Here is a 25655-nt window from a genome sequence, read left to right as displayed (position 1 = left end):
TGGTTACGCGTCGATCGCGGCCTCGTCGAGGCTGGCGGCATTCGCCTGAATGAACTGGAAGCGATGTTCGGGATGTTTGCCCATCAGCCGGTCGACCAGATCCTTGACCTGATGACGCTCCTCATATTCCTGCGGCAGCGTCACGCGCAACAGGCTGCGCGTGGCGGGGTCCATCGTCGTTTCCCTCAGCTGATTCGGGTTCATTTCGCCCAGACCCTTGAAACGTCCGACTTCGACCTTCTTGCCCTTGAACAGCGTCGCCTCCAACTCGGCGCGATGCGCGTCGTCGCGTGCATAGGCCGAAGTTGCGCCCGCGGTCAGGCGATAGAGCGGCGGCTGCGCCAGATAGACATGCCCGTTGCGCACGATGTCGGGCATTTCCTGAAAGAAAAAGGTCATCAACAGGGTCGCGATATGCGCGCCGTCGACGTCGGCGTCGGTCATAATGACGATTTTCTCGTAGCGCAGCCGGTCGGCGTCGCAATCCTTGCGCATCCCGCAACCCAGCGCGAGCGCGAGGTCGGCGATTTCCTGATTGGCGCGGATCTTGTCGGCGCTCGCGCTCGCGACGTTCAGAATCTTGCCGCGGATGGGCAGGATCGCCTGCGTCCTGCGGTCGCGCGCCTGTTTGGCGCTGCCGCCCGCGCTGTCGCCTTCGACGATAAATAATTCCGTGCCTTCGGGACCGTCGTTCGCGCAGTCGGTAAGCTTGCCGGGAAGGCGCAGCTTGCGGCCGCTCGTCGCCGTCTTGCGCTTGACCTCGCGCTCCGCCTTGCGCTTCAGCCGCTCGTCCATGCGGTCGAGAACAAGGCCGAGGAGCGCGCGGCCGCGGTCCATATTGTCCGACAGGAAATGGTCGAAATGGTCGCGCACGGCATTTTCGGTCAGGCGCGCCGCTTCGGGGCTCGACAGGCGGTCCTTGGTCTGGCTCTGGAACTGCGGATCACGGATGAACACCGACAGCATCATCTCGCCGCCGTTGAACACGTCTTCGGCGGTGATCTGCGCCGCCTTCTTTTGCCCGATCAGCTCGCCGAACGCGCGCAGCCCCTTGGTCAGCGCCGCGCGCAGCCCCGCCTCGTGCGTCCCCCCCGCGGGCGTGGGAATCGTGTTGCAATACCAGCTGTACGAGCCGTCCGACCAGAGCGGCCAGGCGATCGCCCATTCTGCGCGGCCCTGATCGCCCGGAAAATCCTGGCGTCCGACAAAAGGTTCGGCGGTCGCGCATTCGCGCGTGCCGATCTGTTCCTTCAAATGGTCGGCCAAGCCGCCGGGGAACTGGAACACCGCGTCAGCGGGCGTGTCGTCGCCGATCAGCTCGGGTGCGCATTTCCAACGGATTTCGACGCCCGCGAACAGATAGGCCTTCGAGCGCGCCATGCGATAAAGGCGCTGCGGTTTGAAGCGGCCATGTTCGCCGAAGATTTCGGGGTCAGGGACGAAGGATACGCTTGTGCCGCGGCGGTTGGGGGTCGGCCCCAGCTCTTCGAGCGGGCCGAGCGGCACGCCGCGCGCGAAGCGCTGGCGATAGAGTTGCTTCGCCCGCGCGACCTCGATCTCGGTCTCCATCGACAGCGCGTTGACGACGCTGACGCCGACGCCGTGGAGGCCGCCCGATGTCGCATAGGCCTTGCCCTCGAACTTGCCGCCCGAATGAAGCATGGTCATGATGACCTCAAGCGCCGACTTGTCCGGAAACTTGGGATGCGGATCGACGGGCATCCCGCGCCCATTGTCGATAATGGTCAGCCGGTTGCCGACGTCCAGCGTCACCTCGATGCGCGTTGCGTGGCCCGCGACGGCTTCGTCCATGCTGTTGTCGATCACTTCGGCAGCAAGGTGGTGCAGCGCGCGCTCGTCGGTGCCGCCGATATACATGCCGGGACGGCGGCGGACGGGTTCGAGCCCCTCCAGCACCTCGATCTGCGAAGCATTGTAACTGTCGGAAGCGGGGGTCGCGGCGTCGAACAAATCGTGACTCATGGCGTGGCTATACGGGGCGGGAAAGGCCGCTGGCAAGCGCGGTTTTGGCGGGCATCATCCGGCCTGCGGCGGGGGCGCTTCACCGCATTGCGACGGGTCAGCGGAACCTTTGACAGCCCCAAGAGTTTGGAGGGCGACTGTAAGGTCATCAAAAAGTGGAGTAAAACAATGAAACTCGCAGCTCTCCTCGCCGCCACGGCGGCATCCGTGCTGGCTGTTCCTGCCGTTGCACAGGACAACCGCGACCCGTCGCAGGACTTCGACGGTCCCTATATCTCGATCGGCGGCGGCGCGACGCTTCAGGGAAGCGACCGTGGCGAAACGCTGGTGTTCGACACCAACCGCGATGGCAGCTATGGCGACACCGTCACCACAGTGAGCGGAGCCAATGCTTTCTCGCCGGGCTTCTGTAACGGCGCGGCCACAAGTACCGCCAATATCGGCTGCCGCAACGACAAGGACGGTCCAGAGTTTTTCGGGCGCCTCGGCTATGACAAGCGTATGGGCAATTTCGTCCTCGGCGCGGTGGTCGAGGGCGGTCACAGCGTCGCGCGCGACAGCGTGAGCGGTTTTTCGACCACGCCGGCAAGCTACACGATGAGCCGCGAGGCCGATTATCAGGCGAATGCCCGCCTGCGCGCGGGTTACACGCCGGGCGGCGGCGCGCTCTTCTATGTCACCGGCGGCGGCGCTTATGCGCGGCTCGACAACAAGTTCACGACGACGAACACCGCAAACAGCTTTGCCGATAATGGCAAGACGAATGCGTGGGGTTACACCGTCGGTGGCGGCGCCGAGCTGATGCTGACGAACAATATCGGCATCGGGCTGGAATATCTCTACACCGACGTCAAGGACAATGACTATGTCGTCAATGTCGGGCCGGGGACCGCGCCTGCAACCAACCCGTTCCTGCTGAACGGCGGCGGCACCGACATCCGCCGCAGCGACCCGCATTTCCGCACCCACAGCGTGCGCGGGACGCTGAGCTTTCGTTTCTGATCCATCAGGAACGGAAAAAGAGGGGCGCCGGATCGATAATCCGGCGCCCTTTTTTCTGGCTTTCCCTGACCGCTATTCCATTATCGCCGCCCTGGCGGAATGGCGGGCGAAACAGGTTGGGCTAATTCCTTGGCGCCGGAAAAATGGCGAAATTGCCGTTGGCGCTCGCGACGAGCCGGTCGTGCTGAAACAAACGGGCGTCGATATTGGCCACGCGCTTGCCCTTGTGGAGCACGCTGGCCTCGCAAGTCAGGCGGCCTTCGCGCACCCCGACGTGATAGTTGAACTTGATCTCCAGCGTCGCGCACCACAGCCCCTCGTCGAGCGTGCTGAACAGCGCCCCGCCCATCGCGGTGTCGGCGAGCGAATAGGCGACGCCGCCGTGCGCGACGCCCTGCGGATTGAAATGCCGTTCACGCTCGATGTCGATCGCCATCGTGCAGCATCCGTCGCCGCGCGCGACCATTTGCAGGCCGAGCGCGCGCGCGAACTCAAAATCCTGGCCGAACGGCCTCACCGGGCGCGCTTAACGAACGCGCGGGCCGCCAAAGGGCGGGGGTGGGGGCGGACGCCGCGTGCCGCGCGGCAGCTGTGCCTGATAGGCGCGGCCGCAATGTTCGACGCAATAGGGGAAGCCGGGGTTCACCGCTTCGCCACAGAAATGGAAGTCAGGCTCGCCCGGATGCCCCATCGGCCAGCGACAGATGCGATCGTTGAGGTCGAGCAGGCTTGTCTTGTCGGCAATTTCCGGGCTCGGCTTGGCGGGCACCAGGCGACGCGGCGGCGCGGGCGGGATCGGCGCCTGCTGGTCGCCGGGGCCTTGACGGATAAAGCCGCCGGGGCCGATCGAAACGATGCGCGGCGCATCGGGTTTCGGCGCGGCGTCGCTGCTCGTTTCGCGCGGGGCTTCGGCCGCAGGCTTGGGTTCGGGGCGTGCGGAAACCGGCTCCGGGCGCGGCGCGGCAGGGGTGGCCGGACGCGCCGTGGCCGCGGCGAGTGCGGGTTTCGGAGCGGCGGGCGCCGCGGGCTTGGCTGGCTTTGCAGTCTTTTCGGTCGCCTTGACGGGTGACGGGCGCGATTTCAGTCCCAGTCGGTGCGCCTTGCCGATGACGGCGTTGCGGCTGACGCCGCCCAGTTCGTCGGCGATCTGGCTGGCGGTCAGGCCCTTTTCCCACATGCTGCGCAATTGTTCGATGCGCTCATCGGTCCACGACATAATCATTCCTCATCATTGCCCGCCGCGGGCCATGGCCGGTGCCTGGCGATCCTTTCGGGATCGAGGTCGCGACGGCCCAGCTTGCGGTAAGATCGGGGAGGCGATAGGCGAGAACGCCATGAACGGCCAGCCCCAAAATTCGAACCCCGACTCAGCGAATAACCGCTCCGGTCCGGCTTTTGCCGAACCCGGCGTCCCGCACATCCGCGCGCTCAACGTGCCGGGCATGCAGGCGCTATATGTCAAGGAGGTGCGGCGCTTTTTCAAGGTCCAGCTGCAAACAATCTGGGCGCCGGCGATCACGACGCTCCTTTTCCTTGTCATTTTTACCGTGGCGCTTGGCGGGGCCGGGCGCACCGTCATCGGCGTCCCCTTCGCCGATTTCATCGCGCCCGGCCTCATCATGATGGCGATGTTGCAGAACAGCTTCGCCAATTCCAGCTTTTCGCTGCTTGTGGGCAAAATCCAGGGCACGATCGTCGACTATCTGATGCCGCCGCTTGCGGTCGGCGAACTGGTTATCGCGCTGGTCGGCGCCGCGATCACGCGCGCGATCCTTGTCGGTTTCGCACTCTGGATCGCGATGCTGTTCTGGCCCGGCGTCGATGTCGGCGCCGATCATCTGTGGGCGGTCGCGGTCTTTGGCGTGCTGGGGGCGATGATGCTGGGCTTCCTTGGGCTCATCACGTCGGTCTGGGCCGAAAAATTCGATCATGCCGCGGCAGTGACCAACTTTGTCGTAACCCCGCTCGCGCTCCTGTCGGGCACTTTCTATTCGGTCGACCTGCTCGCACCCTGGTTTCAGGGGATCGCCCACGCGAACCCCGTCTATTATGCGATCATGGGCTTTCGTTACGGCTTTATCGGAACGGTCGATGCGACAATCGCCAATCCCGTGCCGACCGCGGTGCTGGTGCTCGTCGCGGTCAATGTCGTGTTGGGATTTGTGACCTATCGCCTGCTGGCCTCGGGCTGGAAGCTCAAGGCCTGACGCGCCGCGCCCCGGCGCCCATTACCTAGTGGCGGTGGATCGCGCGAAGGCGGTAACGGCCATGCTCCAGCCCGTCGAACATCGTTTCGATCTGCGGATGGTCGATCGGGCCGCCGTCGCCGTCGGCGACCAGATTCTGCTGGCTGACATAGGCGATATAGGATGAATCGCCATTTTCGGCGAGCAGATGGTAATAGGGCTGCTCCTTTGCCGGGCGGATTTCCTCGGGGATCGCTTCATACCATTCGTCGCTGTTCGCAAAGACCGGGTCGATGTCGAAAACGACGCCGCGAAAGCCGAACAGGCGGTGGCGCACGATGTCGCCGGGCGCAAAGCGCGCGCGGCCGACCAGCGGCGCCACGGGTCTGTTCGGGGTTTCGGAGGCGGATTTGGGTATCATGCCGTCAATCTATGGCGGTTTACGACTGTTTCAAGTGCGTTACATTCCCGGGAGCCGCGGTTTGCCGAATCGGTTGCGATCGGGGTTGCAGATGCGTTGGTCATCGGGGCTGAACATTCCCCGTGGCTTTTGCATGTCCCGATCGGGTTGCGGGCCGCATCCTAGCAGGGGAGACGCATGATGGCTGATTTACCACCCAATGGTTCCGGCCCCGCCGCGGGCATCGTCCAGCGCGCCAAGGATATATTGCTGAAACCCAAAGAAACCTGGCCCGTGATCGCGGCCGAACCGGCGACGACGAAGTCGATCTACGTCCCCTATGTCGTCGCCCTGGCGGCGATCGGGCCGTTCGCCTCGCTGGTCGGCGGCCAGCTCATCGGGTTCCAGGCGCTTGGCATGACCTGGCATCCGCCGATCGGCGCCGCGCTGACCTCGGCGATTCTGTCTTATGGGCTGACCCTGGCGACCGTTTTTGTCCTGGCGCTCGTCATCGACGGACTGGCACCCGGTTTCGGCGGTCAGAAGGACCAGATCCAGGCGTTGAAGGTTGCCGCCTATTCGGGCACCGCGGCGTGGGTTGGCGGCATTTTCGGGCTGATCCCGATGCTCGGCCTGATCGGGCTGCTGTTCGCGCTCTATGGCCTCTATATCCTCTATCTGGGCCTGCCGGTGCTGATGAAGGTGCCGCAGGACAAGGCAGCGGCTTACACGGCCATTGTCGTGATCGTTGCGATCGTGCTGTTCCTCATCATCGGCGCCGTGGTCTCCTCCGTTACCGCGCCGTCGCTGCTCGGCGCCCAGCGATGATCCATGCGGCCGTCCTCCGTCGGGGGGGGGCGGCCGTCGATCCGGGGAAGGCGCAGGAACGATCGGAAAGGGCGAGGATATCCGGCAACGCCCGGTCATCCATAGCGGCCCCGAAAGTCGACCTTCGAGTCGATTACCCGATATCATCCATCAGCTCCGATCGTGAGCGATCCAGGCCCGCCCTTTCGATGCTCAAAGGGTCGATCCTTTGGCGCCGCGATCGTCCTTCGGATGCGCGCCCTGCGCGACCCGTTTTTCCGGCGAATTTCCAGCGACGATTCAGTGGCTTCAGGCTTTACGCAAAGCCATTTCCATGCGAGCGACGGGACCTATGGATAATCTGACACACAGCCTTGTCGGCGCATTGCTGGGACAGATGGGGCTCAAGAAAAAGACAGGACTGGCGATTCCGACGCTGGTTGTGGCGGCGAACCTGCCGGATATCGATGCGGCCTGCCTGTTCTGGCTCGACGGGGTGCAGCATCTGGGTTTTCGGCGCGGGATTACCCATGGGCCGGTGGCCATGCTGGTGCTGCCGATCATCCTCTGGGTGCTGATGATGGCCTTTGACCGCTGGCAGGAAAGGCGCGGAAAACGGCCCGCCGATCGCCTTCCGATCCATCGCGGGTGGCTGCTTGCAATCGCGTTCATCGGGTGTCTCAGCCATCCGGCGCTCGACTGGCTCAACAATTACGGCATCCGCCTGCTCGAACCCTTCTCGTCACAATGGTTCTATGGCGACAGCATCTTCATCATCGACCTGTGGATCTGGATCGCGCTGGCGGTTTCGCTCTGGCTGTCGTTCCGGCGTGAACGGCGCGGCGCGCCGAATTGGCGGCGCCCGGCGTGGATCGGTTTTGCGGCCGTTTCAGCCTATATCTTCGCGAATGGGCTGATCACCGGCGCGGCGGAACGGATGGCGTCGGGCGCGCTGGCCGCGGGCGGCAAGGCGGACGCGCTTGTCGTCGCGAGCCCGCCGCCGCTCGCCTTCTGGCGGCGCGACATTTTCTGGCGCACCGCCGACCGTTATGGCACGGCAAGCTTCACGCCCGGCGTCGGGGGAGCCGTCGATCTGACCGGTGCGCCGACGGGGATGAACGATCCGCGGCTCGCTATCTGGGTCAAGGGCGATCCCGATGCACGCGCCTTTCTGTTCTGGGCGCGGATGCCGGTGGCCGAGCGCGAAGGCGATGCGCTGGTGCTGCGCGACCAGCGTTTCATGCACCCGTTGGCGGAAGAGCGTTTCCAGGTCCGGCTGACCGCTCCCGATACCGCGAGCGCGCCCGAATAGACATCGCGTGTGTGACGTCATGGCGACAGGCGTTTCAGGCGATTGTCAGCCGCGCGCCTTTGGGGCAGGAAGGGGCTTGTGAACACCTATGTCAGCCCCCGCCGCGGCAAGGAACTGCTCCGCGCCGACCGCGCCTATCGTGCGGGCGGGGTGATGGCGCGGCTGATCGCCCTTGCGCCATCAGTGCTGTTCCATCGCCTGCTCGACCGGATCGACGCCGGGTTGCTTGCGGGGACGATCGAGGGGCATCTGCCCGACGGCAGCGTGCGATTGCTCGGCGGCCGCGGCAAGGGGCCCACCGCGATTGTTCACCTGCACAGCTGGGCGGCGCTGGCGCGGCTCGCCCTGTCGGGCTCGGTCGGATGGTATCGTGCGTGGGAGAAGGGCGAATGGGCGTCGCCCGACCCGGTTCCGCTGTTCGACCTGTTCATGCGCAACGGCGAAGCGCTGGGCGATGCGGGGCGCGCGCACGGCCCGTCGCGCTGGCTCAATCGCGCGATCCACGCACTCCACCGCAACGACCGCCGCGGCGCGCGGCGGAACATTCATGCCCATTATGATTTGGGCAATGATTTCTATCGCTTGTGGCTCGATTCTTCGATGAATTATTCGAGCGCGCTGTTCGCCGATCCGGGGCAGTCGCTGGAAGAGGCGCAGGCGGCAAAGGTCGATGCGATCCTCGACCGGCTCGATCTCCGGTCGGGGTGTCGGCTGCTCGAAATCGGCTGCGGCTGGGGGGCGCTTGCCGAGCGCGCGGTCGAACGACATGATGTGATCTACACCGGCATCACCCTGTCGCCCGCGCAGGCCGAAGTCGCCGATGCGCGGCTTGCGGCGGTCGATCTGTCGGGACGCTCGCGGATCGATCTTTGTGATTATCGCGACGTCCAGGGGCCGTATGACGCGATCGCCAGCGTCGAAATGGTCGAAGCGGTGGGTCAGGCCTATTGGCCCGCCTACCTGGGCGCGATCGCGCGATTGCTGCGGCCTGGCGGCAAGGCGGCGATCCAGTATATCGCGATCAACGATGCGCTGTTCGAGCGTTATGCGGCGAGCAGCGATTTCATCCAGGCCTATATCTTTCCCGGCGGTTGTCTGCTGTCCGAAAGCCGTTTTCGCGCGCTTGCCGAGGAAAGGGGACTCGTCTGGCGCGATGTCCGTCGGTTTGGCGGCGACTATGCCGAAACACTGCGCCAGTGGCGCGAGCGTTTCGACGCCGCGGTCGCCGCCGATCGCCTGCCCTCCGGTTTCGACGCGCGTTTTGTCGGGCTATGGCGCTATTATCTTCAATATTGCGAGGGGGGCTTTCGCGGCGGCGGCATCGACGTTGCGCAGGTCACGCTTGAAAAACCAGCCTGAAAACAGGGGAGGAGCGATGATGCGAAGACTCTTGGCGGCGGTGCTGCTCGGCACCGCGGCGGCGTGCAGTGCGCCCGCGACGACGCAAACCACCGACCAGTTGCCAAAGGATCTGAACGTGCTTTTCTGGACCCAGGACCAACGCGACCTTGCTTTCCGCACAATGGAAACGGTGCCCAAGGTCGTCGTCAACACGATCGAGGCGGGCGACGGCGTCTATCCCTTGCCGCAGGGCGAGCCGATCGACCTCGGCATCGACGTCGACGCCCATATGGCGACACAGCGCAACGCGGGGCTGATCATCGTGCAGGACGGCAAGGTCCGGCTGGAGAAATATGCGCTCGGTTATGGCGCCGCGGGTCGCTGGACGAGCTTTTCGGTCGCCAAGAGCTTTACGTCGACGCTGGTTGGGGCGGCGGTGAAGGACGGTTATATCAAGAGCCTCGACGACAAGGTCACCGCCTATATCCCCGGTCTCAAGGGATCGGCCTATGACGATGTCAGCGTGCGGGCGCTGCTGACGATGACGTCGGGTGTCAAATGGAACGAGGATTATACCGATCCCAAGTCCGACGTCGCGCAGTTCAACCTGCAACGGCCGGTCGCGGGCGAGGACATAACCGTCAGCTATATGAAGCGCTTGCCGCGCGAAGCGCCCGCTGGATCGAAGTGGGTGTACAAGACTGGCGAGACCAATTTGATCGGCGTGCTCGTGTCGAGCGCAACGGGCAAGACGCTGTCCGAATATCTGTCGGAAAAGGTCTGGAAACCCTTTGGCATGGAGCAGGACGCGGTGTGGATGCTCGGTCCGACGGGGCATGAGATCAGCGGCTGCTGCATATCGGCGAGCCTTAAGGATTATGCGCGCTTCGGCCAGTTCATCCTGAACGGCGGCGTCGCGGGCGGCGTGAAGGTGCTGCCCGACGACTGGCTGGCGTCGGCGACGACGAAGCAGGCGGGAATCGACATACCGGGTCGCGGCTATGGCTATCAATGGTGGACGAACGACGACGGCAGTTTCGCCGCACAGGGCATTTTCGGGCAGGGCATCTTCATTGATCCCAAGCGCAGGCTGGTGATTGCGTCGAACGGCAACTGGCCGACGGCCACCGATCCCGAAGGTGTCGGCGCGGCGCGCGAGGCCTTTTACAAAAGCGTGCAGGCGGCGGTGGACCGGGAGGCAGCCAACAAATAGCGTCACCCCGGCCCTTCGCCCGAATGACGTTTTGAGGTCAGTCGGCGGCGGTGCCGACGGCCCGCTGCGCGAGCCACGCCGCGGCGAGCGGGACGGCAACGCCGAGCGCCATGATCCACCAGGTGTCGGCAAAGTCGATGGCGGAATAGAGGGCGGCGCCGATCACGGCGCCCGCGACGACCCATCCGGCGCCGGTCCCGCCGGAAGCGCGCATCGCAAGCCAGCCGCCGCCAAAGGTCGCGATGAACCAGCCGATGATCAGCGCGATGGTGGAGGCAATCGGGATCAGGATTTCGCCCGTCGCCGGATCATATTCGGCCGGCGCAATTTCGCTGCCGGCATATTGCGCCAGCCAGATCAGCCCGAAGGCAACCGCGATGCCGACCACCGCGGAAATCGCCGATCGCAGAATAGTCCTGGTCATTCACGCCCCCGCCAACCCGATTTGCGCGAATCTTAGCGCAGGAAAGCGCGGATGGCGTCAAGCTTTTTCCATGACCTTGGGCAGGGCGTGGAAGGCGGTGCTGTCAAAACCTTCGACCATCAGCTTCGCGACATATTCGCCGACCGCGGCCGGTTCCTTGATGCTCTGCGGATCTTCGCCGGGATAGGCGCGCGCGCGCATCTGGGTGCGCGTGCCGCCGGGGTCGAGGATTGCGGTGCGGACGCCCGAGATGTTGCGCATTTCGGCGCCATAGCTGGTGACGAGCACCTCGAACGCCGCCTTCGACGCGGCGTAGGCGCCCCAATAGGCGCGCGGGGTCCGCGCGACGCCAGAGGATAGTGCGAGCAGCCGACCGTTGGCGGCGCGGCGGAGCAGCGGATCGAAATTGGCGATCAGCGCCTGCTGCGCGATCAGATTGAGCGTCAGCGTCTTGTTGAACTCCTTGCCGTCGATCGCGGCAACGGGGGTCAGCGTGCCGAGCATCGCGGCGTTGAGCACCAGCATGTCGAGATGCTGCCAGCGTTCGGCCATCGCGCTGGCGAGACGAGCGATGCTGTCGCCGTCGGTAAGGTCGAGCGGCGCGATCGTCGCGGTGCCGCCCGCGGCGTGGATGCGATCCTCCAGCGCTTCGAGTCCGCCAGCAGTGCGCGCGGTGATGACGACATGCGCGCCGCGCGCCGCAAGCGCCTCGGCGATCGCTTCACCGATGCCGCGACTCGCCCCGGTGACGAGCGCTATCTGGCCCGCCAGTTCTTCAGACCTTGTAACCATTATGTCAGACAACCCGTTCGGCAAGCAGCGAAAATTGATCGTCCAGCCCGTGCTCGTCAAAGTCGGTGAGCGTGGTCGGATAATCGCCGGTGAAGCAGGCGTCGCAATATTGCGGCGCGTCCTGCTGGCGGTCGGCCTCGCCCAGCGCGCGATAGAGGCCGTCGATCGTCAGGAAGGCGAGGCTGTCGGCGTTGATGAAATTCGCCATCTGGCCGACCGTCATCTGCGCCGCGAGCAGCTTCGCGCGTTCGGGCGTGTCGACGCCATAGAAGCAGCTGTGCGACGTCGGGGGGCTTGCAATGCGCATATGCACCTCGGCGGCGCCCGCGTCGCGCATCATCTGCACGATCTTGAGGCTGGTCGTGCCGCGGACGATCGAATCGTCGATCAGCACGATGCGCTTGCCCGCGATCAGCGCGCGGTTGGCGTTGTGCTTCAATTTGACGCCAAGGTGCCGCACCTTGTCGCCCGGCTGGATGAAGGTGCGCCCGACATAGTGCGACCGGATGATGCCGAGTTCGAACGGAATGCCCGATTCCTGCGCATAGCCGATGGCCGCAGGCGTGCCCGAGTCGGGGACCGGGATGACGAGGTCGGCGTCGACCGGATTTTCGCGCGCCAGTTCGGCGCCGATCGCCTTGCGCACCGAATAGACGCTGGTTCCGTCGACGATCGAATCGGGGCGCGAGAAATAGACATATTCAAAAATGCACGGCCGCGCCGACCGCTGCGCAAAGGGGCGGTGCGATGTCAGTTGGCCGTCGCGGACGATGACGAGCTCGCCGGGCTCGACCGAGCGCAGGAACTCGGCGCCGACGACGTCGAGCGCCACCGTTTCGGATGCCAGGATATGCGCATTGCCAAGCTTGCCGATCACCAGCGGGCGGATGCCGAGCGGGTCGCGGCAGCCGATCATGCCTTCGGCGGTGAGGCAGATCAGCGAATAGGCGCCTTCGACCTGTTTCAGCGCGTCGATGAAGCGGTCGAGCAAGGAGCGATAATTGGATGTCGCGACGAGGTGGATGATGACCTCGGTATCGCTGGTCGACTGAAAGATCGAACCGCGGCGCACGAGCAGCTTGCGGAGCGCCGCGGCGTTCGAGATGTTGCCGTTGTGCGCCACCGCAAAGCCGCCGGTCGACAGGTCGGCGAACAAAGGCTGGACATTGCGCAGCGCGGTTTCGCCCGTCGTCGAATAGCGCACATGGCCAACCGCCGACGCGCCGCCCAGTTGGCGGATGATCTCGTCGCGGTCGAAATTGCCCGCGACATGGCCCATTGCGCGGTGGGTGTGAAACTCCTTGCCGTCGAACGCGGTGATGCCCGCGGCTTCCTGTCCGCGGTGCTGCAGCGCGTGCAGCCCCAGCGCAACGACGGCGGATGCGCTGTCCGCGCCATGAATGCCAAAGACGCCGCACTCCTCGCGGAGCTTGTCGTCGTCGAAAGGATGGGTCGTCAGCATGGCGTTCCAGCGGCAGGGGGCAGTGACTGCGGCGCATATAGGGAGGGGAAAGCCGATTGTCGCCCCCCTAATCACGATATTGTCACATCGGTCGCACCGTGCGGGGTGACAGCGGCTTCGATCCTGCTCTAAAGCGTCGGACATGGACAATCAGCGCGACACGACCGACCGATTTCTCCCGCGTTTCGACGCCGCCGGACTGGTGATCGCGATCGTCGTCGATGCGGATACGCAGGCGCTGCTGATGGTCGCGCATATGAACGAAGAGGCGATCGAGGCGACGCGCGCGACGGGACAGGCGCATTTCTGGTCGCGCTCGCGCGGCGCGCTGTGGCGCAAGGGCGAGACGTCGGGCAACGGCTTGACGTTGGTCGAGATGCGCGTCGATTGCGATCAGGACGCGCTGTTGTTGCGCGTCAAACCCGCCGGACCGGCGTGCCACACGGGGCGCCGGTCGTGCTTTTATCGCCGCGTCGAGGGCGACGGCCGCCTGACCTTTCTTGCGGACGATGCACAGCAGGGCTAGCACCGTCGTTGCGCTGGCAGGGCTGCTGCTCGCGGGATGCGAGCGGACGGCGGGCGGCGACCAGGGGGTCGATGCGGGGAATCCGCTGGAGATAGCGGCACGCGAACGCGGCGTCGTGCGGCCCGATGCTGAAACGCCGGTCGGCGTTTTCGAGCGAGCGCACGATCTGGGCCGCGATGCGATGTGCGTCGTTCCCGACGGCGCGGGGCAGTGGCGCTTTGCGGTGACCGCGGCTTTCGGTGCCACCCTCGCCTGCACGGCGCGCGGGACGATCGTGCGCGAGGGCCATGAGTGGCGGATGCGCTTTGCGGGAGCGGAGGGCTGCGCCGTCCTGGTCCGCGAGGAAAATGACGAGCTGCGCCTGCCGGGAAGCCTGCCGTCGCAATGCGCGCAGCTGTGCCCGAACCGCGCGTCGCTGTCGGGGCTGCGGCTGCCGCGCGCGAGCTGGTCGGTCGACGACGCAAGGGGCTTGCGGATCGGCGACGGGCGCGGCAATGTCGTTCAGCCCTGCGCCGGTTGAATCGCCCCGAATCGGGGCGCTCTGGCGCTATTGACGTTCACGTCAACGGAAACTAGTTTCGTCGGCATGACCGAACCATACGGCCACTCGCACATCGATACGCCCGACCATCTGGGGCGCGAACAGTTCAGCATCACCGACTTGTCGACCGAGTTCGGCGTCACCGCCCGCGCGCTGCGCTTTTATGAAGATGAAGGGTTGATCAGCCCGTCGCGCAAGGGGCTGTCGCGCATTTATTCCAAGCGCGACCGCGCGCGGCTGGCCTGGATCCTGCGTGCGAAACGCACCGGCTTCAGCCTGGCCGATATCCGCGAGATGATCGACCTCTATGACGTCGGCGACGGTCGCAAGTTGCAGCGACAGGTGACGATCGAGAAGTGCGAGCAACGCATCGCGTTGCTCCGCCGTCAGCGTGACGATATTGACAGCGCTGTAGATGAATTGTCACGTTTCATCGAAATGGTGAAAAAGGTCGACGCCGACAAGAAATAGTCGGCTTGCCCCCCATGCTGCCTCTCCCCAGGCAAGTTGGACCCGATCAACTGCTTATCAGAAGGATTTTCCATGCCCGTCTATCGCGCCCCCGTGCAGGACAGCCTGTTCCTCCTCAACGAGGTGCTTGGCGTCGAACGCTATGCGAACCTGCCCGGATTTGCCAACGCGACCCCCGACATGATCGAAGCGGTGCTGACCGAAGCGGGGAAGTTTTGCGAAGAGGTGCTGTTCCCGATCAATCAGCCCGGCGACCTCGAAGGTTGCACGCGCCACGACGACGGCTCGGTGACGACGCCCAAGGGGTTCAAGGAAGCCTATAAGGCCTATTGCGACGCCGGCTGGACGCTGCTGACGCAGCCCGAAGCATTCGGCGGCCAGGGCCTGCCGCACGTCGTTGGTTTTCCGGTTGAGGAATATCGCATGGCGGCGAACCAGGCGTTTGCAATGTATCCCGGCCTGACGCAGGCGGCCGTCGCGGCGATCCTGGTCAAAGGATCGGATGAACAGAAGGCGCTTTACGTCCCGAAGATGGTGTCGGGCGAATGGGGCGGGACGATGAACCTGACCGAGCCGCACTGCGGCACCGACCTCGGCCTCATCCGTACGCGTGCGGTGCCCAATGGCGACGGCAGCTATGACATCACGGGCACCAAGATCTTCATCTCGTCGGGCGAGCATGACCTGACCGAAAACATCATCCACCTCGTCCTGGCCAAGACCCCCGACGCGCCCGACAGCGTCAAGGGCATTTCGCTGTTCATCGTGCCCAAGTTCCTTGTCCATCAGGACGGCTCGCTGGGCGAGCGCAACGCGCTGCAATGCGGGTCGATCGAGCACAAGATGGGCATCCACGCCAATTCGACCTGCGTGATGAACTATGACGGCGCGAAGGGCTGGATGGTCGGCGAGGAGAACAAGGGCCTTGCCGCCATGTTCGTGATGATGAACGCCGCGCGCCTTGGCGTCGGGATTCAGGGGTTGGGGCAGGCCGACATCGCTTTTCAGAATGCCGTGGCCTATGCGCAGGATCGCCGCCAGGGCCGCGCGCTGACCGGGCCGCAAGACCCCCAGGAAAAGGCCGATCCGCTGTTCGTTCACCCCGATGTCCGCCGGATGCTGATGGACGCCAAGGCGACGGTCGAAGGGCTGCGCGCGCTGTGCCTGTGGGGCGCGCTCCAGGTCGATCTGGCGCATGTTGCGGAGACCGAGGAGGAGCGGCAGCTTGCCGACGACCTCGTCAGCCTGCTTACCCCCGTGATCAAGGGCTATGGCACCGACAAGGGCTATGAGGTCGCAACCAATGCGCAGCAGGTGTTCGGCGGCCATGGATACATCGAGGAACATGGCATGAGCCAATATGTTCGCGATGCCCGCATCACGATGATTTACGAAGGCGCGAACGGTGTGCAGGCGATGGACCTCGTCGGCCGCAAGCTGGCGCAGAACGGCGGCCGGGCGATCCAGACGCTGTTCGCCATCGTCGATGCCGAATGCGCGGCCGCGAAAGAAAAGCCCGCGCTTGCCGATTTCGCCGAGCGGCTGGAAAAGGCAAATGGCGAGCTGAAGGCCGCGACGATGTGGTTCATGCAGAACGGCATGACCAACCCGAACCATGTCGGCGCCGGCGCGCATCATTATATGCACATCACCGGCATCGTCGCGCTGGGGCTGATGTGGTTGCGCATGGCCGAAGCGGCGCAAAAGGCGCTCGACGAAGGGCGGGGGGCCAAGGAGTTCCTTGACGCCAAGATCGTCACCGCGCGCCATTTCGGCGAACGCTTCCTGCCCGACGCCGGATCGCTGCGCCGCAAGATCGAGGCGGGCAGCGACACGATGATGGCGCTGACCCCCGAACAATTCTTCGCGGCCTGAAGTCGTGCCGGTGCAACCATCGCCGCCGCCAAGCGTGTCGGCGGCGATGGGGAGCGATCCGGATCCGATTGTCGTCGAAGGCCGCAACTGCTGGCGGATCGAACGCGCCGACAAGGCGCGGATGATCGTCGATGCCGCCGAATATTTCCGACTGCTGAAAGAGCTGATGGCGGGCGCCAGGGAGCGTATCCTGCTGATCGGCTGGGACTTTGATCCACGCATTGCGCTGGAGCCCGACGCCCTCGGCAAAGGCGAGTCGCTCGGTCATTATCTTCTGACTCTTGCGCGCGCAAAGCCCGACCGCGACATCGACATATTGCGCTGGAACTTCGGCGGCCTGAAACATTTTCTGGTGCCGCGCATCGTCGCGATGATCCTGCGCTGGAAAGCGACGCGCTCGATCAGCTTTCGCCTCGATGGCGCGCATCCGGCAGGGTGCAGCCATCATCAGAAGGTGGCCGTGTTCGACGATCATCTGGCGGTGTGCGGCGGCATCGACGTCGCCGCGTCGCGCTGGGACACGCGCGGCCACAAGGACGGTGACACGCGGCGGACCAACCCCGACGGCAAAATCTATATGCCATGGCATGATTCGACGATGATCCTTGCGGGGGACGTCGGCCGCGCGCTCGCCGACCTGGGCAATGAGCGCTGGCAACGCGCGACGAAAAAGGCGCTGCGCGACGTCAAAGGCGATGGCGAGGTCTGGCCCGCCGCGCTTGAACCCGACTTCACCGATGTCGATGTCGCTATTTCGCGTTCGCGCGCCGAATATGACGGCTATCCCGGCGTGCGCGAAATCGAGCAGCTTTATCTCGACATGATCGCGGCGGCGAAGCGCTTCATCTATTTCGAAAATCAGTATTTCACGAGCGGCAAGATCGCTGCCGCGATCGCCGCGCGTCTCGAAGAGGAGGACGCGCCCGAATTCGTCATGGTGATGCCCGAAACCGCCGACGGCTGGCTGGAGCAGATGGCGATGGACGCGGCGCGGGTGAAGCTGGTGCGCGCGATCGCCAAGGCGAAACATGGCGACCGGCTGCGAATCTATGTGCCGCATACGGCGGGCGGCGATCCCATCTATGTCCACGCCAAAACCGCCATCGTCGACGACCGGCTGCTGCGCGTGGGATCGTCGAACATGAACAACCGATCGATGGGACTCGACAGCGAATGCGACGTCACGATCGACGCGGCACTGCCTGCAAATCGCGGCGCCGGGCCGATGATCCGCAGACTGCGCGAATCGCTGATCGGCGAGCATCTGGACGTCGATCCGGCAAAGGTTGCGCGCGCCTTTGAAGCGTCGGGGTCGCTGATCGCCGCGATCGAAGCACTGCGCGGGCCGGGGCGTTCGCTCGAACTGCTCGACCTGGTGGCGCCGGGTCCGTTGGACGATTTCATCGCCGACAATGAATTGCTCGACCCGACAAGCCCCGATGCAATGTTCGAAAGTTTCGCCGAGCGCGGCCTCAGGAAAAGCTGGCGCCGCGGCAAAAGCTGGATGAAGCGGCACCGGCCGTTTCGGCGTCGCGGGCGCTAACCGCCCCCATCCCTGCGCCCTGATGCACCGGCGCGACCCCGGCTTTCGCCGGGATGACGGGTCTCAGTCCGCCAGCGACAGGATATGCCGGGCCTGTTTCAGATGCGGCGCGTCGACCATTTTTCCGTCGACCTGCAGCACCCCGGCGCCGGGATTGGCGGCAAAGGCATCGACGATCGCCTGCGCGCGCGCCGCTTCCTCGGCACTGGGGGTGAAGGCGGCGTTGATCGGTTCGACCTGTGACGGGTGGATCGCCATCATGCCGGTAAAGCCGTCGCGCCGCGCGCGGGCGGCATAGGCGGCAAGGCCCGATTCGTCCTTGATCGCCGGGAACACCGTATCGATAGCGGCCGCGCCGGCGGCGTGCGCGGCGAACAGGGTGAGCGCGCGCGCGACACGATAGGGTTCGGTATAGCCGCCGTCCTCCTCGCGGCTCGTCGTCGCACCGATCGCGGCGGGCAGATCCTCGGCGCCCCAGGTCAGGCCGAGCAGCCGATCCTTGACTTCGCGGTAGCTGCCGAGCGCGAAGATCGCCGCGGGCGTTTCGGTGGCAATCGGCAGGATCGCGGGCAGTGACGCGTCATCCGCCGCCTCGCTGCGCAGGATGGTGTCGAGTTGCTGGATGCTCGGCGCCCCTTCGGCCTTGGGGAGCATGATCGCGTCGGGGCGTGCGCCGACCACCGCGGCGACATCGGCGGCGGTCATATGGCCATCGAGCGGATTGACGCGCACCAGCGTCACGACTTCGCGTGTCCCCGCAAGATAATCGGCGATCGCGGCGCGCGCCGCGTCCTTGTTCGCGGGCGACACCGAATCCTCGAGGTCGAGGATGATCGCATCGGCGCCCGACGCTGCGGCCTTGGCAAAGCGTTCGGGGCGGTCGCCGGGGACGAAGAGAAGCGAGCGGAGGCGCATCAGGCATCCTTCTTTTTGAGCAGTGCCGATCGTTCGCACTGGCAAACGATTTCGTCGCGCTGGTTGATGCAGCGGTGCAGGAAGGTGACGATACCCGCATTGGGCCGCGATTTCGACTCCTTGAGGGCGATGACTTCGCTTGTTGCGCGCAGCGTGTCGCCGATGAACACCGGTTTGGGCATGACGAGCTTGTCATAGCCGAGGTTCGCAACGAGCGTGCCCAGCGTCGTGTCGCCGACCGACAGTCCGACCATCAGGCTGAAGGTGAAGGTGCCGTTGACGAGGATCTGCCCGAACTCCGACGCCTTCGCCGCCTCGATGTCGAGGTGCAGGGGCTGCGGATTGTGCGTCATCGTGGTGAAGAGCAGATTGTCGGTCTCGGTCACGGTGCGGCGGATCTCGTGCGTCAGCGTGTCGCCGATGGTCCATTCGTCGAAATATTTACCCGCCATCCCGTCTCTCCATTATTCGTCATGCTGACCATGTTTTCGTACCCATGACCTGTTCCTGCGTCTGGCGCGGCGCCGGTGTGGACATCGGGCCATGGACCGCGAAACAGGTTCAGGGTGACGAAGCGCAGGATTTATTCGGTCTCCGCGTCGATCCGCGCCAGCAACGCCTCGACCTGCACTTGCGCGCCCGCTGAGGCGTTGAGTTCGGCGACAACGCCATCGAAAGGCGCGGTCAGGCTGTGTTCCATCTTCATCGCTTCGAGCGTCAGCAGCTTTTGCCCCTTGGACACCATGTCGCCCACAGACACATCGACCGCGATAATCTTGCCCGGCATCGGCGACAGGATCGCGCCGTCACCCGCCGCGCCGCCCGCGCTGCCTTGCGCACGCCAAGGCATGAGTTGCCACACCGCGCCGCTTTCGGCGACGAGCATGGCCGGTGCCGGTTCCGCGGCGCCCGGCCCATGCAGCCGCACATCGACGCGCCTGCCGTCCAGCAGAAAGGGGGCGCTGCGCACGGCGGGCGCGTTGAGGCGGAACCCCGACTGCAACGAACGGGGGAGCATCGCCATTGCGGCGTTGGTGAGCGCCTGTTCGGACGGCATCGGTTCGGCGGTCATGCTGTCGCCGTCGCGGCCGATCAATCCGGTATCGAGGCTGCCCGCGACGAAATCGGGATGATTAAGCGCGGCGATCAGAAAGGCCGAATTGGTTTTGACCGGCCAGATAGCGCTGTCGTCCAGCATGTCCGTCAGCATCGCACGCGCTTCGTCGCGGTCCTCGCCCCAGGCGATGACCTTGGCGATCATCGGGTCGTAGAAGGGCGACACCTCGGCGCCTTCACAGACGCCGGTGTCGATGCGGCCGAGTTGTTCGGGAAGCTGGAAAAGCTCGAGCGTCCCGATGCTCGGCAGAAAGCCCCTGGCAGGGTCTTCCGCATAAAGGCGGGCTTCCATCGCCCAGCCGTTGATCGCCAGCTGGTCTTGCGTCAGCGGCAACGCTTCGCCCGACGCGATGCGCAATTGCCATTCGACCAGGTCCACCCCGGTGATCTCCTCGGTCACCGGATGCTCGACCTGCAGGCGCGTATTCATTTCCATGAACCAGATGCGATCGGCGCGCAGGCCCTCGCTGGCGTCGGCGATGAACTCGATCGTCCCCGCGCCGACATAATCGACCGCCTTTGCGGCGCGGACGGCGGCGGCGCAAAGCTCGGCGCGCGTCGCTTCGTCCATGCCGGGGGCCGGGGCTTCCTCGATCACCTTCTGGTGTCGGCGCTGGAGCGAGCAGTCGCGTTCGAACAGGTGGACGACATTGCCGTGGGTGTCGCCGAAGACCTGCACCTCGATATGGCGCGGGGTCAGGATATATTTTTCGATCAGCACATGGTCGTTGCCGAACGACGCGGCCGCCTCGCGCTGGCACGAGGCGAGCGCATCGGCGAAATCCGCCGCGCTGTCCACCTTGCGCATCCCCTTGCCGCCGCCGCCCGCGACCGCCTTGATCAGCACCGGATAGCCGATCTGCGCAGCCTGTTCGGCGAGGAAGGCCGGGTCCTGATTCTCGCCCATATAGCCCGGCGTCACCGGCACCCCGGCATCGGCCATCAGCTTCTTCGCGGCATCCTTGAGGCCCATCGCCTTGATCGACGATGGCTTCGGCCCGACCCATATCAGCCCCGCGTCGGCGACTGCCTGCGCAAACCCGGCGTTTTCGGACAGGAATCCATAGCCCGGATGGATCGCCTCGGCGCCGGTCGCCTTTGCCGCGGCGATGATCTTCTCGCCGACCAGATAGGATTCGCGCGCCGGCGACGGCCCGATATGCACGGCCTCGTCAGCCTCGCGCACGTGCAGCGCCTTCGCGTCGGCGTCCGAATAGACCGCAACGGTGCGAATGCCCATATCGCGCGCCGTGCGGATGATACGGCAGGCAATTTCTCCGCGATTGGCGATGAGGAGGGACTGGATCATGGTCATCACATCCTGAACACGCCGAAGCCGCGGTCCTCGACCGGAGCATTCAGCGTTGCGGCGAAGGCGAGGCCCAGCACGTCGCGCGTCTGCGCGGGGTCGATTATGCCATCGTCCCACAGGCGCGCGGTCGCGTGATAGGGGTTGCCCTCATCCTCATATTTCTGGCGGATCGGGGCCTTGAAGGCTTCGGCTTCCTCGGGTGTCCATTTGTCGGCGTCGCGGTGAACGGTCGCCAGCACCGATGCCGCCTGTTCGCCGCCCATCACCGAAATCCGCGCATTGGGCCACGTAAACAGAAACCGTGGCGAATAGGCGCGGCCGCACATGCCGTAATTGCCCGCGCCGAAGCTGCCGCCGATCAGCACGGTGATCTTCGGCACCGTAGCCGTGGCAACCGCCGTCACCAGCTTGGCACCATGCTTGGCGATGCCTTCGCCCTCATATTTGCCGCCGACCATGAAGCCGCTGATATTCTGGAGGAAGAGCAGGGGAATGCGCCGCTGCTGTGCCAGTTCGATGAAATGCGCGCCCTTGACGGCGCTTTCGCTGAACAGCACGCCATTGTTGGCGAGGATCGCGACCGGAATGCCCCAGATATGCGCAAAGCCGCACACGAGCGTGCTGCCATATTGCGCCTTGAATTCGTGAAACTCGCTGCCGTCGACGATGCGCGCGATGACTTCGTGGACGTCATAGGGGGCGCGGACGTCCTGCGGGATGATGCCGTAGAGGTCTTCGGCATCATATTTGGGCGGGCGCGGCTCCTTTACGTCGACCTTGAACCCTTCATCGGCGCCAAGGTGCGACATGATGTCGCGCACGATCGTCAGCGCATGTTCGTCATTCTCGGCCAGGTGATCGACGACGCCCGACTTCCTTGCGTGAAGGTCGCCGCCGCCCAGATCTTCGGCGCTGATCTCTTCGCCGGTCGCCGCCTTCACGAGCGGCGGGCCGGCGAGGAAGATCGTGCCTTGTCCCCGCACGATCACCGTTTCGTCGCTCATCGCAGGCACGTAAGCGCCGCCCGCGGTGCAGCTTCCCATCACGCACGCGATTTGCGGGATGCGCCGCGCGCTCATATTCGCCTGGTTGAAGAAGATGCGCCCGAAATGGTCGCGGTCGGGAAAGACCTGATCCTGATGCGGCAGGTTCGCGCCGCCCGAATCGACGAGGTAGATGCACGGCAGGCGGTTCTCCTGCGCGATTTCCTGCGCGCGCAGATGCTTTTTGACCGTCATCGGATAATAGGTGCCGCCCTTGACCGTCGCGTCGTTGCAGACGATCATCGCCTGTCGCCCCGACACGCGGCCGATGCCGGCGATCATCCCGGCGCCCGGAACCTCACCGCCATAGAGGTCGCACGCCGCAAGCTGGCCGATTTCGAGGAAAGGTGAGCCGGGGTCGAGCAATCGCTCGACGCGCTCGCGCGGGAGCAGCTTGCCGCGGCTAACATGGCGTTCGCGCGACTTTTCGTTGCCGCCCAGCGCCGCCTGCGCGACGCGCGCGTACAGTTCGTCGCGCAGCGCGCGGTTGTGCGCCGCATTGGCGCGGAATGCGTCGCCGTCGCGATCGACCATCGTTCCCAGGACCGGAGCGCTCACCTTGCCGAACCTCCCATTAAACATGTCATGTCGCTATTCCTGCGTGGCCGCCGGGTCGCCCGCCTTTTTGCGGATAAGGTGGCGATAGACGCCGACGCAATTGATACCGAGCAGCGCGATATTCTGCCACCCGATGCCTTCGCTGTCGGACTGGAGGAAACCCCAGGCGATCAGCGCGAGGCTGCTGGTCACGAAAATGACGAAGGCCCAGCCGGTCCACCGCTCGCCCAGGTTGAGCGAGACGATCAGCGCGGCAAAGGTCGCCGCCGCGGCGCCATAATATTGAAGCGCGTCGAGCAGGGCCTGGTTCATGTGGCCCCCAGCAGCGCGAAGGCCCCCGATGCGGCAAGGAAGGGCCAGCCGATATGGCGTCCGCGCGTATAAATGGCGTCGAAAAGGCCGGTCGCGAGCCACGCCGCGCCGATCAGCAGGATCAGCCCGCGCGGGGTGCCCGGCCAGACGACCGACACCGCTGATACGAGCATGAGCAGTGACAGCGCGTGCCAGGCGAGGCGAAAGACGCGCCGCGCAAGGTCGACGCCCATGATGCCCTGATCGAGCGTCATCAGCGGCCCCATCAGCCGCCGCTCGCCAAGAATCGCGTGGATTGCGGCCGTCGTCGTCATCAACGCTGCCGACAGCCACAGCCAGATCACGCGCCGGCGCCGATCAGTTCGCGGCCGATCAGCATCCGGCGGATCTCGTTGGTGCCCGCGCCGATGTCGAGCAGCTTGGCGTCGCGCCAATAGCGTTCGACCGGCCAGTCCTTGGTGTAACCGGCGCCGCCGAGCGCCTGAATCGCCTCGCCCGCGACCTTCACCGCGCTCTCGCTCGCGAGCAGGATCGCGCCCGCGGCGTCGAAACGCGTGGTCTGTCCGGCGTCGCAAGCCCTGGCGACGTTGTAGACATAGGAGCGCGCCGACTGGAGCATGACATACATGTCGGCAACCTTCGCCTGCATCAGCTGGAACGATCCGATCGGCTTGCCGAACTGCTTGCGTTCGCGCACATAAGGAATGACCGTGTCGAGGCACGCCTGCATGATGCCGAGCTGGAGCCCGGCGAGCACGACGCGTTCATAATCGAGCCCCGACATCAGCACGCCGACGCCCCCATTTTCGGGGCCCATGACCTGTTCTTCGGACACTTCGCAGTCGGTGAACACCAGCTCGGCGGTGGGGCTGCCGCGCATGCCGACCTTGTCGATCTTTTGCCCGATGCTGAACCCCGGCATGTCCTTTTCGATCAGGAAGGCGGTGATTCCGCGCGATCCCGCCTCGGGCGACGTCTTGGCATAGACGACCAGCGTGTCGGCATGGCTCGCGTTGGTGATCCAGAACTTCGTGCCGTTCAGCACATAGCCGCCCTGAACCTTGTCGGCCTTGAGCTTCATCGACACCACATCGCTGCCCGCACCCGCTTCGGACATGGCAAGGCTGCCGACATGTTCGCCCGAAATCAGCCTGGGCAGATATTTTGCCTTTTGCTCGGCATTGCCCCAGCGGCGAATCTGGTTGACGCAAAGGTTGGAGTGCGCGCCGTAGGACAGGCCGATCGCCGCGCTGGCCCGGCTGACTTCTTCGATCGCGATCACATGTTCAAGATAGCCGAGGCCCAGCCCGCCCCATTCCTCTTCAACGGTGATGCCGTGCAGGCCGAGCGCGCCCATCGCCGTCCACAGTTCATCGCGCGGAAACCAGTCGTCGGCGTCGGCCCTGGCGGCCAGCGGCGCGATCCGTTCGTCGGCGAAGCGGGCGGTGGTTTCGCGGATCATGTCGGCGGTTTCGCCGAGGGCGAAGTCGAAATCGGGGGTGGCGCGCATGGAATACCTGTCGATCGAGGGCCGGATGGTCCGGCAATGTGCATCAAAATCCTAATATATGGAAATTGAAAGAGGTCGCATTTCGGCATAAGGAAAATCTATGATAAAGCGCGCGCATATCCGGCAGTTCCTTGCCGTTGTCGATGCCGGCGGCTTTACCCAGGCGGCTTTGCGCATCCGCGTTACCCAACCGGCGCTGTCAGCGGGGATCGCCGAACTGGAACGGCTGGTCGGGACGCGGCTGTTCCTGCGCAACCGGCGGCAGATACGCCTCACCGAAGCGGGGGGGCGCTTTCTGCCGATTGCGCGCGATATCGACCGTGGTTTTCGCGCCGCGGACGATTTCGGTCGTACCGGCGAACGGCCCGCGGCCGAGCTGAAGCTGGGTGTGATCCGATCGGTGCCCGGCGAGTTGTTGCAGGCGATCGTCGCGGCGCTGCGCCCCGGTTTTGCGATCGAGATCGTCGAAAACGGCGATACCGAGCTTCGCGCCGCACTGGGCAGCGCGCGCATCCATATGGCGCTGGCCGGGCTGCGTCCGGGCGAGCGCGGCGACCATATCATCCCGCTCTATGACGAGCCGCTGACGATGTTCATCGCCGCCGACCATCCGCTGGTCGGCCGGATCGAAGTCACGCCCGACGAACTGGCCGCCGAAACGATGATCGCACGCCGATCGTGCGAGTTTCTGGAGGCGACGAGCCGCTTTTTCACGCGCCATGGTGTGCGCCCGCGCTTTGCTTTGCGCAGCGAAAGCGACGAGCGATGTCTCCGCATGGTTGCCGCGGGCATCGGCATCACCACGGCGCCGGTATCGCTCGCGATCGACGGCATCGTGCCGCTGAAGGTCACGGGTTACGACTTTCGCCGCGAACTGGGCCTGATTGTCGATCCCGCCTGGGCCGCCTTGCCCGAAATTGGCGCGCGGCTGGCGCATGCGCGCGAGACGATCGGCGCGATCGGTGCCGAGTGGCGGCAGGCAAAGGTCGATGCCGCGCCGTGACCACCGGC

General features: G+C 64.9%; 26 protein-coding genes. 12 read left to right on the top strand and 14 right to left on the bottom strand.

All coding sequences use genetic code 11. From position 1 onward, the window contains the following. Nucleotides 1-3: 3 nt before the first annotated feature. A complete protein-coding gene (gene parE / locus HUW43_RS09275) occupies nt 4-1983 on the bottom strand; it encodes a DNA topoisomerase IV subunit B (protein WP_188237136.1) in 1980 nt (659 codons plus the stop codon). A gap of 168 nt (nt 1984-2151) precedes the next feature. Between parE and HUW43_RS09270 the strand changes: the two genes are divergently transcribed. Continuing rightward, on the top strand, nt 2152-2985 hold the full coding sequence (locus HUW43_RS09270; RefSeq protein WP_188237135.1) for an outer membrane protein: 834 nt from the start codon (nt 2152-2154) through the stop codon (nt 2983-2985). 121 nt (nt 2986-3106) lie between these two features. On the opposite strand, the gene HUW43_RS09265 is transcribed toward HUW43_RS09270, so the two are convergent. Then, nucleotides 3107-3502 (bottom strand): PaaI family thioesterase, encoded by a 396-nt coding sequence (locus tag HUW43_RS09265; RefSeq protein WP_188237134.1) that lies wholly within the window; start codon nt 3500-3502, stop codon nt 3107-3109. Nucleotides 3503-3511: 9 nt separating this feature from the next. Beyond that, a complete protein-coding gene (locus tag HUW43_RS09260; protein ID WP_188237133.1) occupies nt 3512-4201 on the bottom strand; it encodes a GcrA family cell cycle regulator in 690 nt (229 codons plus the stop codon). Between the two features lie 118 nt (nt 4202-4319). Here HUW43_RS09260 and HUW43_RS09255 point away from each other — a divergent pair, with 118 nt between their 5' ends. Continuing rightward, nucleotides 4320-5192, top strand: a complete 873-nt coding sequence (locus tag HUW43_RS09255) for an ABC transporter permease (protein WP_188237132.1) — start codon at nt 4320-4322, stop codon at nt 5190-5192. Nucleotides 5193-5217: 25 nt separating this feature from the next. Here the strand turns inward: HUW43_RS09255 and hspQ are convergent, their stop codons facing one another. Continuing rightward, on the bottom strand, nt 5218-5592 hold the full coding sequence (gene hspQ, locus HUW43_RS09250) for a heat shock protein HspQ (protein ID WP_188237131.1): 375 nt from the start codon (nt 5590-5592) through the stop codon (nt 5218-5220). A gap of 180 nt (nt 5593-5772) precedes the next feature. On the opposite strand from hspQ, the gene HUW43_RS09245 reads away from it, so the two are divergent. The 4 genes from HUW43_RS09245 (at nt 5773) to HUW43_RS09230 (ending at nt 10244) form a co-directional block, all read left to right on the top strand. Further along, the gene (locus HUW43_RS09245) at nt 5773-6399 is read left to right on the top strand and encodes a Yip1 family protein (RefSeq protein WP_223181405.1); all 627 of its coding nucleotides are present in this window, start codon (nt 5773-5775) and stop codon (nt 6397-6399) included. Nucleotides 6400-6730: 331 nt separating this feature from the next. After that, nucleotides 6731-7690 carry a metal-dependent hydrolase gene (locus HUW43_RS09240; protein ID WP_188237129.1) on the top strand — a complete coding sequence of 320 codons (960 nt, stop codon included), beginning with the start codon at nt 6731-6733 and terminating at the stop codon, nt 7688-7690. A gap of 78 nt (nt 7691-7768) precedes the next feature. After that, the gene (locus HUW43_RS09235; protein WP_188237128.1) at nt 7769-9049 is read left to right on the top strand and encodes an SAM-dependent methyltransferase; all 1281 of its coding nucleotides are present in this window, start codon (nt 7769-7771) and stop codon (nt 9047-9049) included. A 19-nt stretch (nt 9050-9068) separates the two neighbouring features. Continuing rightward, entirely contained in the window at nt 9069-10244 is a 1176-nt protein-coding gene (locus HUW43_RS09230; RefSeq protein ID WP_188237127.1) for a serine hydrolase domain-containing protein, read from the top strand. A gap of 37 nt (nt 10245-10281) precedes the next feature. Here the strand turns inward: HUW43_RS09230 and HUW43_RS09225 are convergent, their stop codons facing one another. From HUW43_RS09225 to purF, 3 genes are read right to left on the bottom strand one after another with little or no spacing between them, the layout of a single operon-like run. Then, nucleotides 10282-10668 (bottom strand): hypothetical protein, encoded by a 387-nt coding sequence (locus HUW43_RS09225; protein ID WP_188237126.1) that lies wholly within the window; start codon nt 10666-10668, stop codon nt 10282-10284. Between the two features lie 57 nt (nt 10669-10725). Next, nucleotides 10726-11460: an SDR family NAD(P)-dependent oxidoreductase gene (locus HUW43_RS09220; RefSeq protein WP_188237125.1), complete on the bottom strand. Its 735-nt coding sequence runs from the start codon at nt 11458-11460 to the stop codon at nt 10726-10728. A gap of 4 nt (nt 11461-11464) precedes the next feature. Continuing rightward, complete coding sequence (purF, locus tag HUW43_RS09215) at nt 11465-12922, bottom strand: amidophosphoribosyltransferase (RefSeq protein WP_188237124.1); 1458 nt, start codon at nt 12920-12922, stop codon at nt 11465-11467. Nucleotides 12923-13064: 142 nt separating this feature from the next. Between purF and hisI the strand changes: the two genes are divergently transcribed. The 5 genes from hisI to HUW43_RS09190 all read left to right on the top strand — a co-directional run bounded on the left by hisI (nt 13065) and on the right by HUW43_RS09190 (nt 17878). Beyond that, complete coding sequence (gene hisI, locus HUW43_RS09210) at nt 13065-13448, top strand: phosphoribosyl-AMP cyclohydrolase (protein ID WP_188237123.1); 384 nt, start codon at nt 13065-13067, stop codon at nt 13446-13448. Further along, nucleotides 13432-13968 (top strand): hypothetical protein, encoded by a 537-nt coding sequence (locus tag HUW43_RS09205; protein WP_188237122.1) that lies wholly within the window; start codon nt 13432-13434, stop codon nt 13966-13968. The genes hisI and HUW43_RS09205 overlap by 17 nt, the downstream gene beginning before the upstream one ends. 66 nt (nt 13969-14034) lie before the next feature. Next, complete coding sequence (locus HUW43_RS09200; protein WP_120219538.1) at nt 14035-14460, top strand: MerR family transcriptional regulator; 426 nt, start codon at nt 14035-14037, stop codon at nt 14458-14460. 72 nt (nt 14461-14532) lie between these two features. Beyond that, nucleotides 14533-16335 carry an acyl-CoA dehydrogenase C-terminal domain-containing protein gene (locus tag HUW43_RS09195; RefSeq protein ID WP_188237121.1) on the top strand — a complete coding sequence of 601 codons (1803 nt, stop codon included), beginning with the start codon at nt 14533-14535 and terminating at the stop codon, nt 16333-16335. A gap of 46 nt (nt 16336-16381) precedes the next feature. Next, a complete protein-coding gene (locus HUW43_RS09190) occupies nt 16382-17878 on the top strand; it encodes a phospholipase D-like domain-containing protein (protein WP_188237120.1) in 1497 nt (498 codons plus the stop codon). A gap of 63 nt (nt 17879-17941) precedes the next feature. Here HUW43_RS09190 and HUW43_RS09185 read toward each other — a convergent pair whose 3' ends face one another. The 7 genes from HUW43_RS09185 to HUW43_RS09155 form a co-directional block, all read right to left on the bottom strand. Continuing rightward, entirely contained in the window at nt 17942-18793 is an 852-nt protein-coding gene (locus HUW43_RS09185; protein ID WP_188237119.1) for an HpcH/HpaI aldolase/citrate lyase family protein, read from the bottom strand. Beyond that, a complete protein-coding gene (locus HUW43_RS09180; protein WP_188237118.1) occupies nt 18793-19245 on the bottom strand; it encodes a MaoC family dehydratase in 453 nt (150 codons plus the stop codon). The genes HUW43_RS09185 and HUW43_RS09180 overlap by 1 nt, the downstream gene beginning before the upstream one ends. A gap of 131 nt (nt 19246-19376) precedes the next feature. Next, on the bottom strand, nt 19377-21218 hold the full coding sequence (locus HUW43_RS09175) for an acetyl/propionyl/methylcrotonyl-CoA carboxylase subunit alpha (RefSeq protein ID WP_188237117.1): 1842 nt from the start codon (nt 21216-21218) through the stop codon (nt 19377-19379). 5 nt (nt 21219-21223) lie between these two features. Next, complete coding sequence (locus tag HUW43_RS09170) at nt 21224-22822, bottom strand: carboxyl transferase domain-containing protein (RefSeq protein ID WP_188237116.1); 1599 nt, start codon at nt 22820-22822, stop codon at nt 21224-21226. Between the two features lie 33 nt (nt 22823-22855). Further along, nucleotides 22856-23134 (bottom strand): hypothetical protein, encoded by a 279-nt coding sequence (locus tag HUW43_RS09165; RefSeq protein WP_188237115.1) that lies wholly within the window; start codon nt 23132-23134, stop codon nt 22856-22858. Continuing rightward, nucleotides 23131-23478 (bottom strand): hypothetical protein, encoded by a 348-nt coding sequence (locus tag HUW43_RS09160; protein ID WP_188237114.1) that lies wholly within the window; start codon nt 23476-23478, stop codon nt 23131-23133. The genes HUW43_RS09165 and HUW43_RS09160 overlap by 4 nt, the downstream gene beginning before the upstream one ends. Further along, complete coding sequence (locus HUW43_RS09155; RefSeq protein ID WP_188237113.1) at nt 23475-24644, bottom strand: isovaleryl-CoA dehydrogenase; 1170 nt, start codon at nt 24642-24644, stop codon at nt 23475-23477. Before HUW43_RS09155 ends, HUW43_RS09160 begins: the two co-directional genes overlap by 4 nt. A 100-nt stretch (nt 24645-24744) precedes the next feature. On the opposite strand from HUW43_RS09155, the gene HUW43_RS09150 reads away from it, so the two are divergent. After that, the gene (locus HUW43_RS09150; protein WP_188237112.1) at nt 24745-25647 is read left to right on the top strand and encodes a LysR family transcriptional regulator; all 903 of its coding nucleotides are present in this window, start codon (nt 24745-24747) and stop codon (nt 25645-25647) included. The last annotated feature ends 8 nt before the right edge of the window (nt 25648-25655 follow it).

This window comes from Sphingopyxis sp. LK2115 (assembly GCF_014595975.1).
Taxonomy (GTDB): domain Bacteria; phylum Pseudomonadota; class Alphaproteobacteria; order Sphingomonadales; family Sphingomonadaceae; genus Sphingopyxis.
Note: the sequence above shows the minus strand (reverse complement) of the source record. Positions and strands in the feature narration are given on the sequence as shown.